The organism is Bacteroides sp. HMSC067B03 (assembly GCF_001811315.1).
In the GTDB taxonomy this organism is placed as follows: domain Bacteria; phylum Bacteroidota; class Bacteroidia; order Bacteroidales; family Bacteroidaceae; genus Bacteroides; species Bacteroides faecis.
Genome location: NZ_KV804493.1, coordinates 34,803 through 48,209, shown reverse-complemented (window position 1 = coordinate 48,209; position 13,407 = coordinate 34,803). Strand labels below are relative to the sequence as shown.

Below are 13,407 nucleotides of genomic sequence, written 5' to 3'. Positions count from 1 at the left end.
TTTAATCCTGCTATTGTTCATTTTTCTACCATAACATGTAATTATCAGCGGTTTTCGCTGTTATTTTCTTATTTAACTATCTCATTACCACTTTCAAGAATATCATCCAATGGAGTGCGGATGCTGCTCTTGAAAGTGTCGGCTATATGCACGTACATTTCCGTCGTTTTCAGTTGGTTGTGTCCCAACAGCTCTTTCACGATTTTCAAGTCCGTGCCTTGCTCGATCAGATGCGTGGCAAACGAGTGCCGCAACAGGTGGGGGTACACCCGCTTGGTTATTCCGGCTTCCTTCGCCGCCTCTTTCAGCTTCTTCGACACGATGCTCTCCGTGAACGGCTCGCCCTTGTACCGCTCGAACAGCCATTCCTGCGGCTTGTACAGCTTGGTGTACTCGGTCAGCTTCCTGACAAGGGGCTTCGACAGCAGCGTGTAGCGGTCTTTCCTCCCTTTGCCCTGCCGTACCCGTATCAGCGAACGGCTCACGTTGATGTCGTGGGGCTTCAAGTCCAGCAGCTCGCTGATTCTCAACCCGGCGGAGTAGAGCAACGAGAACATGCAGAACAGCCGGATGTCCGGACCGGTTGCGTCAAGGATGGATTTTATCTCCTCCTTGCTCAGCACGTCGGGCAGCGTCCGTTCCCGTTTGGCTCGCTTTACCTCGTAACATTTCCGTTCCTGTCCCAGCACCTTCTCGAAATAAAACTTGATCGAGTTGATGCGCAAGTTCTGTTGGCACGACGAGATCCTCCGTGTGTCAATCAGGTGTACGATGTAGGCGTTGATTTCTTCCGGTCGGATGTAGCGAAGGTTTCTTCCCGCAAAGTATTGCTGGAACTCCCTGAAATAGACAGTGTACGCACGGACGGTATGCTCGCTGTACCGCAGTTGCCGCAGCGTCTCGGCATAGCCGGGCGGGATGGCGGGGCTGGTTTTCCCGCTCTTCTTGGGCAAGGTGTTTTTCAGGGCGGAGTAATTGATATACGCCGTTTCCACATGGCGGTCGAAAAAGCCGGACAGGTCGAAGCCTTCTTCCGGCAGGTAGGCTCTGTCCCCCTCGAACCGCACGCCCTTCTCTTTCGACAGCGACAGCCGGATGGCATCGTCCTCGTCGAACTCCACTTCCACGTATTTCTGCCCGTCACGGATGGCAGGTGAAAGCGTTATTCTCGGTTTGCTCTGATAAACTTTCATACGCATCGCATGGGTGGCAATGACAGACCGTGTCCCTCATTACCCATATTTTACAAATATAGAGAAAACAACGAATTATCGCCGTTTTCCGGAGGAGAAAAATGCGTGTGGGGCATGATTTTTTTGTATTTTTCACAGGAAAGGGCTGCGACAAACCTGCGAACCGGACGACAAGTGCGGACAGCCCGCCCCGGACTTGCACGTTCCCCGTGTTTCTCCCTCTATATTTACGCCCGGTTTCACTTGAGAACCAATAGTATTCACCATTTAAAAACATTAGATTATGGACGAACGACCGGACAGCAGCCAGCAGTTGATGGACATCCTGCTCGTCATGGACGAGAAAGGCACGCTCCAAGCCGTCAGCGGAGTAAAGGACGGCGAGTTACAGACCAAGAACCCGCTGGAGGACAACAACGACCTCCTGCGGGTGGATCGCCACGGCGATATGTTTTCGAATTTCTTTTCCAACCTCTGGAACCAGTTGAAAGACCCGACCCGCTTCCACTTCTTCCGTGTGCCGGAAGAGGAGGTGCAGCGGGTAGCCGCCGATTTCCGGCAACGGGAGAGCCAGTCCGTCAAGACGGGCGAGCCGCTCGTTGCACAGTACGAGGTGCAGCCGCCCGTGCAGGCGCAGCAGCAGACCCAAGCCGGGCAGCAGCAACAGCCGGAGGGTGCGCCGCAGCAGTCCGCCGGGCAGACCGAACAGAACCCGCAGTACAAGTACCGCCCGGAGGACATCGACTGGAACAGCCTCGCCGCCCTCGGCGTGCAGCGGGAGCAGATCGAGGGCAACGGGATGCTCGACCAGATGCTCCGGGGCTTCCAGACCGACAAGACCGTCCGGGTGCATTTCCACTTCGACGGCATCTCGCACAGCAACGACAGCCAGCTCTCGCTCAAGCCCGGCACGGACGGCAGGCTGACCGTGTGCAGCCACGGCATCCTCGACCCGGAGAAGATGCAGAAGCAGTTCTTCGGCTACGACATCACCGACTCCGACAAGCAGGTGCTCCGGCAGACGGGCAACATGGGGCATCCGGCGACTGTCACCAACCGGGCGGGCGAGCAGGTCGAAGCCCTTGTCAGCCGCAACCTCAAGACCAACGAGCTGGTCGCCTTCCCGCTCTCCAAGGTCAATATCCCGGCGGAGAAGAACGGGCATACCTTCACCCCGGACGAGATAGCCCGGCTCAAACAGGGCGAGGCGGTGGTCTGCCAGTTCCTTTCCAGAGCCAAGGAGGGGGAGCAGCCCAAGCTCTACCCGGCACCCGTGCAGTTCAGCGCAGCCAAGATGCAGCTCGAATTTCTCTTCGGCGACCGGGGCAGGCTGGCGATGGATGCGTACAAGGCGAACCTGAAACAGACCGCCAATCAGGAGGTACCGAAGACCTTCCGCAAGCAGGAGCTTACCGAGAAGTCCCGCCTCGAACTCGAAGCCGGGGGAACGGTCAAGGTCTCCGGCTTGGTGGACAAGAAAGGAAAAGCCTACCAAGGCTACATCACATGGAAGCCCGGCGAGAAGCCCGCCTTCATGTTCCCCAAGGACTACAAGGCGGCGCTCGAAGAGGGGCGTGTCAAGCCCGCCGTGGAGAACGAGGTGCAGGTGGCGGTCAATTCCGAGGGCAAGACCGTCGAGGCGACCCGCAACCTGAAAGAAGCCCTGCAATCCGCACAGCAGCGACCCACCGGGGAGCAGAAACAGCAGCAGGAGCGCAGGCAGGAGCAGAAAGAGGACCGGAAACAGGCACAGAAGCAGGAACAGCCCGACAAGCCCAAGCGCAGCCGGGGTGTCCGTCGATGATTTCCCCCGCCATTCTGTAAATGAATTACCCGGTTATCCCGTCCGAGCGGCGGGATAACTTTTGTCAAACCGTTAAATTTTAAAGAAATATGATTACAGCAGTCATCGCTGAAAAGCCTTCCGTAGCGAAGGATATAGCAAACGTGTTGAATGTCCGGGAGCGGCACGATGGCTACCTCTCAGGTAACGGCTACCTCGTTACCTGGGCGTTCGGCCATCTCGTCCAGCTCGCCATGCCCGAAGCATACGGCTACACGGGCTTCCGGCGTGAGAACCTGCCCATTCTGCCGCAGGAGTTCAAGTACATCCCCCGCCAGATACGGGAGGGCAAGGAGTACAAGCCCGACCCCGGCGTGCTCAAACAGTTGAAGGTCATCAGGGAGGTTTTCGACCGTTCCGACCGTATCGTCGTGGCGACCGACGCCGGGCGTGAGGGCGAAGCCATTCATCGGTACATCTACAATTACCTTGGCTGCCGCAAACCCTGCCTGCGCCTCTGGATCTCCTCGCTGACCGACCGTGCCATCCGGGAAGGGCTGGACAACCTCAGACCCGGCAGCGACTACGACAACCTCTACCGTGCCGCCGAAGCCCGTGCCATCGCCGACTGGGAGATTGGATTGAATGCGACTCAAGCGCTTTCCATCGCCGCCGGGCAGGGCATCTACTCCCTCGGACGGGTGCAGACGCCCACCTTGATGATGATTTGCTCCCGTTATCTGGAGAACAGGGATTTCACCCCGCAGACCTATTTCCGGCTGAAGGTTACGGCGGAAAAGGACGGCACGCCCTTCGCCGCCATCTCTGAATTGCGTTACGAAACCCTTCCGGCGGCAAACGCCGCCCTCGCCGCTGTTACCGCAACGGGGACGGTGCAGGTTGCCGACGTGCAGCGCAGGGAAGTGAGCCAAGAGCCTCCCTTGCTCTACGATCTGACCGCCTTGCAGAAAGAGGCGAACGGCAGGTACGGCTTCTCGGCGGACAAGACCCTCTCCGTCGCCCAGTCGCTTTACGAGAAGAAGGTGTTGAGCTATCCCCGTACCGGCTCCCGCTACCTCTCGGACGATGTGTTCGACGAGATACCCGACCGCATCGCACTGCTGAAGCGGTACCCGGCTTTCGCCGCCCATGCCGCCGCCCTGAAAGGAGCTTCGCTCAACCGCCGCAGCGTGGATGCGGGGAAAGTTACCGACCACCATGCGCTCATCATCACCGAGTGTCTGCCCGGCGAGCTGTCCGCCGACGAGCGCACGGTGTACGACATGGTAGCCGCCCGCCTGCTCGAAGCCTTCTCCGCCCGTTGCCTCAAGGATGTTACCACCGTCTCCTTCACGGCGGGAAACAGCGTGTTCACCGCCAAGGGAACGGTCGTCAGGTCTGCCGGATGGCGTGCCGTGCGTGGCGAGCGGGACGAGGACGACGAGGGTACAGCCGCTTTGCCGCCCTTGCAGCCCGGCGAGGCTTTCCCCCTGCAATCGGCGGAGTGCGTGGAGAAACAGACCAAGCCCCGTCCCCTGCACACCGAGAGCAGCCTCCTTTCGGCGATGGAGCATTGCGGCAGGGAGTTGCGAGACGACGAGCTGCGGGACAGCCTGAAAGGGAACGGCATCGGCACGCCCGCCACCCGTGCCTCCATCATCGAGACCCTCTTTGCCCGGGACTACGTGCGCCGGGAGAAGAAGAGCCTCGTACCGACCGGCAAGGGGCTTGCCGTGTACCAGATAGTGAAGGACAAGCGCATCGCCGATGTCGAGATGACCGGGCAGTGGGAGACCGCCCTCGCCAAGATCGAGAGCGGGGAGATGAATCCCGACACCTTCCGCAAGGGCATCGAGGTCTATGCCGCCCAGATTACCGAAGAACTCCTGCAAGTGCAGGTATCGGTGGCGGACGGCGGACATATCCCGTGTCCCAAGTGCCGTTCCGGTCGCATCCTCCTTTACCCGAAGGTCGCCAAGTGCAGCAACGTCGATTGTGGGCTTACCGTCTTCCGCAACAAGGGGGAGAAGCAGCTCACCGACAGCCAGATTGCCGACCTCGTGACCAAAGGCAAAACATCCCTTATCAAAGGCTTCAGGAGCAGGGACGGCAAGCCCTTCGATGCGTACCTCACCTTCGACAAGGACTTCCGCACCGTGTACGGGTTCCCGCCCCGCACGGACAAGCCCAAAGGAAAGGAGCGCAGGCGATGAACGGCATCGGTTGGATCACCGTGGCGGAAGCCGCCCGGCTCTGCGGCACGGACGAGCTGCGCATCACCCTCTGGATGAACGGCAACCACATCGCCTACGCCCGTTTCGACGGCATCCTGATGATCGACGGCGCATCCCTTGCCGCCCTGTTCAGCCGCAACCGGGTCGCCACCATCTACGAAGACGTGGCGCAACAGCGGGGCAAGCCCGGCAGACCGGGCAGGCTCCGCCGCCTGCTCGATACCCCGCTCGACACCTTCGGCTTGTCGCAGCGCATCGTCCGGGCGTGCCGGGAGTTGGGCGTCTTCACCGTGGAGCACCTGCTCGTCCACCTCCACCGCTTCCGCTTCTCCCGCCTGTACTGTGTCCGCAACTTCGGCAGCGGATCGGCAGCCGAGACCCTCCGGCGGCTCCGGCAGGACGGCTTGACAGACGGCGGCAGCCCACGGGATTTCAAGATCTTGTACCCGTAAAGGCTTTTAAGCACAATTGTTAAAAAACAACCATGTAGTTCTCTTGTAAATTAATAATATAGTTAATAATATACTGATCTACATTGTAATATAAATAAAATGTATAACTTTGCAGACCAATTTGAATGTAATGGCGACTAAAAAATACTCTCTGGCTATTGAGAAAATAGATGAAGTAGCAAAAGAATTTATTGCTGCCCGCCCTGCTTATACGCTTCACATAAAGGAATGTAACCAAGGAAAGCAAAAGCAGATAGAGATTATCAATATAAAAAATCAGGAAAAAAGCACATTAAATTGTTTTATTACTGGTGGACAAGTTTCTCATAATATACAAGGCAAAAATGGAACTTTGAATGGAATTTGCAAGGATTGTTGGGAGTATATTGTGGAACAGACTGCGATACCGGATATGGATCAAAAATGCTTCAAATTGAAAGGTGTAAGGAGCGATGATTTTGATACATTGATTTCAGCGGTAAAAGAATATAATAATGTTGTTGTTTCCGAAGTAAACACGGATAAGAGTCCGAACATCCGGAACCAATATCATCTGAAAGGGAAATACGATGCTAAGGTTTCTGTTATCTTTTATAATAACGGAACATTAATGGTACAAGGATGTATCACATCATTTTATGTGGAATTTATAACCGAAGTGTTGCAAGCTATATCTTCCATTCCTTCCGAAGCTATAGAAGAAGTGTTTGCTATCCAAGCACGTGCTGGCTATGCATTAGACAACGATCTTAGCAAGTATATTGGAAACAGAGAGCATATTGATGGAAGTGTGATAGAAAACTTTATCAATACTTCAATCAATTTGGCTAACTCTGCGGTTAAGGTGGATGATTATGGATGTTATACTTTTGGCATTTTGAAAGCGTTAGATGCGGTATTGCGCACTCGTCTTTTGGAAGATGCGCCTGATTTTGACGAATACGGGACATATTTTCAGAAAAATAATAGTGGGGCGTATTGCTTTAAAAGTGGTATCGGAACGTATGACAACAATCTACATTTGAAGCAGGCTTTGGAACAAGGATATTCATTCTTCAATCAACATAGGCACTCGACATTCCATGTGGACAGTTTTAATGTGGAAACAAGTAGAACCCTTGAATACGATGAAGCCGTAAACATTATTAAGGACTGCCTTGTTATTATTAATAATATATGTAATAATTGGTAAAATGGAAAATAAAGAATTTCAAATAATCCCCTTGCAAGGACGGAGCTTGTTAGTGGTTATTTTATCGTCAGAAATGACGAACTACTACTGGAAAGAGCTTCAGACTGAATTGGCAAATCTCAACATTGCCGATGCAGAGGTCTATTTTGATTTTCTGTACCGCAATGGATTAAAAAATAGATTCTTTAAGTCTAAACTTAAAGGGATGATGTTAATTTCCAATTCATTAAGAAAATGTGAGGCACCCAAAGAATATATCAAGGTTGCCGATACTTTTTTTGCTTCACATTCTAAATGGATTGACAGTAGTGTATTGTCTTCTTTCCAAAAAATCTTTTATAAAAAGAGAATTATTGACACTCAGTCATTGCCAACGGCATTGTAATGTTTGTCAGTTACATATTATACAACAAAGGTGCATCATTGATGCACCTTTGTTATTTTGTACCTCAAATTTAGGCAACGGTATTACCTAAATTTAATATTCTTTTGTCTTTCAAAGAATTTACCTTATCTTTGCACCAATAGAACCCGCCAAGCCTCTTGATAATGCTCAAATCGGCGGGTCGTTTTTTTATAACCCGTCATCCTTTCCTGAATGACCCAAGCCACTTTTCAGTGGCTTTTTGCATTTCATGGGCATACCCTTCCGTACACCGTCCGGATTTTCCCGTCCTCCAATACCTTGCTCGACCGCACGACCCACGTCCTGTCGTCATTCAGCCCGCACTCCAGTGCCTTCTCACCGCCGCCGACCAGTACCGGCACGGTTATCACCACGATTTCGTCCGCCAGCCCGTTATCCAAGAGCAAAGCCCCGGTTTCCGCTCCGTAAGCCGTTACCGTACCTTCGCCGTCCGCTTTTATTCCCCGCAGTTCCGCTGCCGCATCCCCTGTAACAAACCGCACCCGTTCCTTCTCCGTCAAATCAATACAGCCGTCCGTCACGACCAAAGTTTCTTTTGCCGTGAGCGGCCAGCCCAGATGGTTCAGGTAAATGCGCAGGTAGGTTTCCTCGTCGATCAGCACGCAGCCGGAGGCGTCCACCGCCGCATCGAAATACTTGTCCGATCTGACCGGACAACCGTCAATGGATTGGTACACGTGCAAGGTAATCTGTTTCATATCAATGTGTTTTTAAGGATTATGTCCGCCTCGCACCCAAAAGAACGGCGTGAACTCACGCTATTCCGGAATAGAGGCACTGGTATACCCGACAAACAGAATAGGTAAGCGCACGCCGTATAAGCATACAGCATGTGCATTACACCATCCGTCCTGTTTGTCAAAAATTACCAGTTTTCTATTCCAAGACGTTCAGCGAACGTACAATATGTATATCAATCCCTGCCTGTTTCCAAGCCGGGCATGAATCTTCTATGTCACGACAGCGGGCGTGCCCGAAAGCACCGCCTTCTGTCTTCGTGGAGCAAAGATAGCGAAACTTCCCGAATAACAAAACAATAGCCCCGCCTAATCTCACGATCCGGCAGGGCTTCATCCACCAAAAGCACCGTCAGAAAAATGTCATTTTCACGGGAACAACCCCCTTTTCCTGCGCCTTTCCTCTTTCCGGGCTTCCTTCTCCTTGCGTTTCGCAGCCCGTTCCTCCACGTCGGCGAAACGGGTGCGGATGAACTCGTGCACGTCCTTCGTGCGGTAGAACACCTTGCCGCTGATGGTGAAGTACGGCAACACCCCGATGGCACGGTAGCGTTGCAGCGTGCGGATGCCCACCTTCAGCAGCAGGCACAGGTCTTGGTTGTCCAGCACCTCCTCGCCGTCGAGCGTGTTGTTCTTCTTCAGCACCCTTTCCAGCAATTTCTCCGTCCGGTCGAAGCGTTCCATGATGCGCTCCATCCAGCCCTCAAACTCTTCCCTGTCCGTGTACATAGCAGTCGCCCTCCTTTTCGATGATTTCCTTTTCCCGCATATAGCGGATGTAGCCTTTCGCCGTCCGTTCCTTCACTTCCAGCATCTCCTGTATCAGCTCGCACAGTTCGATGTAGCCGTACTTCTCCTGCCGGGCGAACGCCTCCCGTGCCATCTCCGCCAGCTCCTTCTCCTTGCGCTTCTCTTTCTCCGCCCTCGGCTTCTCGCCCACATAGACGGGCATCCCGGCTTGCTTGTCCCATCTGAACTGCATCAGCGGAATGTCCAGCGGGCTGCCGTCCCTGACCTTCAACGCCTTCACCACCGACACCTCCGGGTTCTCGTCCTTCTCGATGGAGAGGATGGCGGCGGACTTGCGTTGCAGCTCGCTGCCGAGGTGTCCCCGCAGCTTCAGTCCGTTCGGCACGAAATGCACCACGGCGGCGATACACGTGCGGTAGATTCCCGCCAGCCGGTAGATCTCGTCAATCAGCGCCACGCTCTCCGCCTCGTCGTTGGCGCAGCGGATCAGGTCCGCCACCCCGTCGATGACGACCAGATGGATGCCCCCGTGCAGGTAGTAGTACCGGTCCATGCTCTGCACGATGGCGGTCAACCGCTCGCTTCTCGACATCCCCGTCAGGCAGTACACGTGCAGATACTCCGGCATCCGCTCACGCCCGGCACGGCGCAGCAGCCGCCCCGTGTTCTTGTGGAGCTGTTGCTCGCTCTGTTCCGTGTCGTAGAGCAGCACCGCACGCCCCTTGCGGTTCGGTTCCACCCGCACCCCCAAGAGATCGGCGTCCGTCTCCCGTTCCATGATCGCCCCGGCGACCAGTGCGGCGGTGTAGTTGCTCTTGCCCGTCCCTTCACCGCCCGTGATGCAGAGGATGTTCTCTTCCGAGCCTAACGGCACGTCCCCGGCGGTAACGATGGCGACCGCCTGTTCGGGCGGGTGGTCATAGTCGATCTCGCACGATTTCAGCATCGCCAGCGTGTCCCCGTACAGCGTGTCGAGCAGTTTCAGGAACAGCCCCATCAGCTCCTCCCTCGTGTGCCCGGCTTTGAAGTAGTCCGTCACGTCCTTCTCCGCCTTCGTCCCCGACAATGGCAGCACCAGCCGTTTCACCCCGTACTCCGCCAGTTGCGCACGGTGCTTCTCCGAGCATTCCAGCCCCGTCTTGTCCGTGTCGTACAGCAGCACGATGTGCTTGAAGCGATAGACCAGCTTGCGCACGGTCTTCGCCGGGATGACCGAGGTCTCCGAGTTGAAGCAGATGGCGTGGAAGCCGTGCGCCGCCAGCGTCAGCACGTCCTTCTCGCCGCCCGTGAGGAAGAGCAGGTCGCCCTTCGAGGGCAGTTGCTCCAGCCCGAAGCAGTAGTTGTCGCCCGTGTGCCCGCCATAGACGAAGCGCACCTCCGACATCGGGCGATAGACCTTCACGCCCCATTTCCCCCTGTACCCGAACATCGGTTCCGCCGGGGTGGAACTGAAGCCGAACGCCTTGCCCTCCCTCGTCTCGCCCCGGTACTCGGCGAGCGATACCGTCCCGTAGCGGCGCAGCACCTCCACGGTGATGCCCGATGCGCCCCAGTAGACAAGCTCCCCCTCGGTGAAGGGCTTCTCCGCCGCCCGGTAGGGCTTCGGTTCGGGACGGTCGGCGGACACAGCCGCCTCTTCCGTGTCCGTTCCGGCTTCCCCGGCACCGCCGCCCCTTGCGCCCGGCACGAGCCGCAATCTCCGACAGCCCCCGGTTCCCACCGTCCCGTCGGTCGGGCTGTCCCCGTCCAGTCCGAGGCACAGCTCCCGGTCGATGGTGTGCAGCACCTCCACGAAGTCGGCGGCGTTCCGGCAGTCCAGCCCTTTCAGCTTCGCCACGAGGAAGAAGCAGTCTCCCGAATAGTCCCCGTTGCCGAAGTCCTTCATCCGGTACGTACCGCTCCGGCGGTCGTAATACACGTTGCACGAAGCCTTGCTGTCGGCGTACAGCGGGTTCAGGAAGTTCCTGCCCACCCGCCACTTCACGGGCAGGTAGTGGCGGAACACGTCCAGCCCGTTACTGGTTCTTGCCAGCACTTCTTCCTTTCTTACCATAGCTTCCGTTTTTTCGGTTATGCAGGGGATGTTCCGCTATCATCCGGTCGATCTTGGCGGCGGGCGTCTCCACCATCCACCGCTCACGCAGGCTCTCGACAGCCTGCCGGGGATAGCGTATCTGCCGCCCGATCATCGAATAGGGGACGATGTTCTTCTGGCGGTAGCGTTGCAGGGTGCGGTGGCTGATGTCCAGCGCCTCGCACACCTCCTTGTGCGTCATCCACTTCGGGTCGGCTTTCCGTCCCTTGGTCACAGGGCTTTCCGCTTCCTCTTTCCGTTTGCGCTCCGTTTCCTCCCGGTTCCGGGATTCCTCCACGTAGGCGGTTATCTTCTCGATCTTCTCCACGAGCAGGCGGTAGGCGTTGCTCTCGATGGTCATTATTTCCATTGTCGTACTCATTTTTAGGTTTCTGCCGCAAATGTCGCCCGATTCGCCGGTTTTTCCTGCCACTATACCAGCACCTTGGCAAAGATTTTTTTTCGGGGCGCATTTTCGCCCTTGCCGCCGTTCCGGGCGGTAAAAAGGACCGAGACGGGGTAAAAAAGAGCGTCCGGAAGGCTCTTTCCAGCCCTTCGGACGCTCCCTTCCCGTGTCCTGCCGTCTCTGCCGCCCCGTTGCCAACTTGCTACCGGCTATCCATGTCCCGCATCTTTTTCAGCAGCCTCTCCTTCATCTCGTCCAAGAACGCCGTCGGGTTCTGTTGCCCCCGCAGCCTGCCGAAAGCGTGGTACACGTTGCCCAGATCCACGTGGAAATGCTTCTCGAACAGCGCAGCCAGCTCGCCGATCTCGGCGTTGCCCTCGTCCACGCTTCCCGTCACGTGTATGCCATAGACGAGCAGTATGGCGGCAACCTTCGTGTTCGTCCAGCGGTGTTCCTTCTCCGGCACGGCTTCCGTCTCCGTCCCCTGCGCCGCACGCTCCATCCGGCGGCTCAAGTGTACCAGCAGCATCTCCACCGAGATCAGCCGTGCCGCCAGTATGTCGTAGCCCGTGGAGAACTCCGCCTCCTCGTCCAGCACGAAGCTGCCGCTCTCGGGGCTTAGCTCGCCCTTCGCCCGCAGGAAATAGTAGCTGTCCCGGTACGTCGCCCCGCTGTGATAATACTGGTAAAAGGGCAGGTAGCGTTCCATCATCCGCTCGGCACGCTCCATCGCCTTGCGGTAGTACGGTTCGGCGACACGCAGGCAGGCGGGGCAGCCGCTCTCTATCTGGTACACCCGGTAATAGTACAGCAGCCTGCCCGTCAGGGCGGGTTTGTAATACTTGAAGTAGAGGATCTCCTTCGCGTCCCCGGCGAACGGATGGGCGAGGGCGTACTCCTTCAGTTCCCGGTTCTTGCCTTTCAGGTACGAGACCATCTCACGGCAGACGCCTATCACCTCCTTGCCGTCCATGCCGGGGGCTGTGGTCGCCATGCGCTGATCCACCTCCTTCAGCAGCCCGTTAAAATATTCTTCCATATAAATCTTGTTTCATGTTGTTTATAAGGGCGCAAAGTTAGCGGACGGCAGGGAAACGGACGTTCTGAATCCTCACCGCCGGATTCGGATTGTCCGCCAATCGGCCCCGGACGGTCGGTTTTTCACGGCAGGGCTGGAAAAGGGAGGCTAAACTGTACGGGCGCACCGGGCGATTTCACGGATTTCGGCAGGAGTAGCCTTCAGGTGCTTCTTGCAGAAGTCCCACAGGTAGCTCGGAGTGGCGAAGCCGCACACGTCGGCAATCTCTTGAAGGGGCATGTCCGTGTCCGCCAGCAGGGAGGTTACGTGCGCTTTCCGCTGTTCCGTCAGCCAGCGGTGCGGAGTGGTGTTCAGCTCCTCCTTGAAACGCCGTCCCAGCGTATTGACCGACATGGCGCATTCCCGTGCCAGTTCCTCCACGTTCTTCACCTTGGGCAGAGCCAGTGCGATTTCTTCCCGGAACGAGCAGCCCCGCAGGTGCGGCAGGTACTTTTCCACCTCCTGCAAGTCCGCCTTGCCGAACATCGGCGGTATGCCCTTGCGGTACTCGGACGCCCGTTCACGGCGGAAGCGGAACAGCAGTCCCGCCAGACGGTTGCAGAGCACGTTCAGGTGCGGGTATTCGTCGTAGGCGTTGATGCTTGCCTGCATCCGGCAGAGGAACAGGAATCCTCTGCAGTCCTTCTCCCGGAAATACGCCTCCGCCGTTTCCAGCAGGAAGTCTGACGAGCTTCCGTGGCGGTGATAGGCGACCAGTATCAGCAGCCCGGCTTCCTCCTTTACCCGGCACGAAAGTACGGGGCAGTGTTCCCGCAGCAGCTCCACCAGCCGCACCATCCGTCCGTTCTCCCGTGCGAGCCGTTCCGCCGCAATCCATGTCACCGGACGCTCCGCATCCGTTTGCGGCAATACCCTGCGTACCTTTTCCATCCATTCCCGCCATCCCTCCCGGACGGCTTCATTCATTAGAATTAGTGTAAGATTCTGTTTCATTTTGTTTCAACACGATATTAAATAATACAAATCTTACACGAAATTACAAATTGTTTGCAATAGATGTCCTGCCGACACCCCGTATCGGTCACGATATTTCCTTGAATTACAGATTCGGATTTTGCTC

Annotated in this window: 12 protein-coding genes; 5 read left to right on the top strand and 7 right to left on the bottom strand. The window is 56.3% G+C overall.

The annotated features are described in order from the left end of the window. Positions 1-68: 68 nt before the first annotated feature. A complete protein-coding gene (locus tag HMPREF2794_RS25855) occupies positions 69-1,199 on the bottom strand; it encodes a tyrosine-type recombinase/integrase (protein WP_009040058.1) in 1,131 nt (376 codons plus the stop codon). A 277-nt stretch (positions 1,200-1,476) separates the two neighbouring features. Here HMPREF2794_RS25855 and HMPREF2794_RS25850 point away from each other — a divergent pair, with 277 nt between their 5' ends. From HMPREF2794_RS25850 to HMPREF2794_RS25830, 5 genes are all read left to right on the top strand, one after another. Further along, positions 1,477-2,997, top strand: coding sequence for a DUF4099 domain-containing protein (locus tag HMPREF2794_RS25850; RefSeq protein WP_008627643.1), 1,521 nt, complete (start codon positions 1,477-1,479; stop codon positions 2,995-2,997). An 89-nt stretch (positions 2,998-3,086) separates the two neighbouring features. After that, positions 3,087-5,189 carry a type IA DNA topoisomerase gene (locus tag HMPREF2794_RS25845; protein WP_008627642.1) on the top strand — a complete coding sequence of 701 codons (2,103 nt, stop codon included), beginning with the start codon at positions 3,087-3,089 and terminating at the stop codon, positions 5,187-5,189. Beyond that, complete coding sequence (locus HMPREF2794_RS25840; protein WP_070753081.1) at positions 5,186-5,662, top strand: DNA-binding protein; 477 nt, start codon at positions 5,186-5,188, stop codon at positions 5,660-5,662. The genes HMPREF2794_RS25845 and HMPREF2794_RS25840 overlap by 4 nt, the downstream gene beginning before the upstream one ends. A 130-nt stretch (positions 5,663-5,792) precedes the next feature. After that, positions 5,793-6,854 carry a type II toxin-antitoxin system RnlA family toxin gene (locus tag HMPREF2794_RS25835; RefSeq protein WP_008627639.1) on the top strand — a complete coding sequence of 354 codons (1,062 nt, stop codon included), beginning with the start codon at positions 5,793-5,795 and terminating at the stop codon, positions 6,852-6,854. A 1-nt stretch (position 6,855) separates the two neighbouring features. Next, complete coding sequence (locus HMPREF2794_RS25830; protein WP_005647599.1) at positions 6,856-7,239, top strand: type II toxin-antitoxin system RnlB family antitoxin; 384 nt, start codon at positions 6,856-6,858, stop codon at positions 7,237-7,239. A gap of 248 nt (positions 7,240-7,487) precedes the next feature. Here HMPREF2794_RS25830 and HMPREF2794_RS25825 read toward each other — a convergent pair whose 3' ends face one another. The 6 genes from HMPREF2794_RS25825 to HMPREF2794_RS25795 form a co-directional block, all read right to left on the bottom strand. Next, the gene (locus tag HMPREF2794_RS25825; protein WP_008627633.1) at positions 7,488-7,979 is read right to left on the bottom strand and encodes a dihydrofolate reductase family protein; all 492 of its coding nucleotides are present in this window, start codon (positions 7,977-7,979) and stop codon (positions 7,488-7,490) included. 408 nt (positions 7,980-8,387) lie between these two features. Further along, the gene (locus tag HMPREF2794_RS25815) at positions 8,388-8,747 is read right to left on the bottom strand and encodes a helix-turn-helix domain-containing protein (RefSeq protein WP_004327328.1); all 360 of its coding nucleotides are present in this window, start codon (positions 8,745-8,747) and stop codon (positions 8,388-8,390) included. Beyond that, positions 8,722-10,821 (bottom strand): bifunctional DNA primase/helicase, encoded by a 2,100-nt coding sequence (locus HMPREF2794_RS25810; RefSeq protein WP_009040054.1) that lies wholly within the window; start codon positions 10,819-10,821, stop codon positions 8,722-8,724. The genes HMPREF2794_RS25815 and HMPREF2794_RS25810 overlap by 26 nt, the downstream gene beginning before the upstream one ends. Beyond that, positions 10,784-11,212: a helix-turn-helix domain-containing protein gene (locus tag HMPREF2794_RS25805; protein ID WP_032581435.1), complete on the bottom strand. Its 429-nt coding sequence runs from the start codon at positions 11,210-11,212 to the stop codon at positions 10,784-10,786. Before HMPREF2794_RS25805 ends, HMPREF2794_RS25810 begins: the two co-directional genes overlap by 38 nt. 238 nt (positions 11,213-11,450) lie before the next feature. Continuing rightward, positions 11,451-12,287: an RteC domain-containing protein gene (locus HMPREF2794_RS25800; protein ID WP_004327325.1), complete on the bottom strand. Its 837-nt coding sequence runs from the start codon at positions 12,285-12,287 to the stop codon at positions 11,451-11,453. Between the two features lie 147 nt (positions 12,288-12,434). Continuing rightward, positions 12,435-13,280 carry a helix-turn-helix domain-containing protein gene (locus HMPREF2794_RS25795; RefSeq protein ID WP_009040051.1) on the bottom strand — a complete coding sequence of 282 codons (846 nt, stop codon included), beginning with the start codon at positions 13,278-13,280 and terminating at the stop codon, positions 12,435-12,437. Between the last annotated feature and the right edge of the window lie 127 nt (positions 13,281-13,407).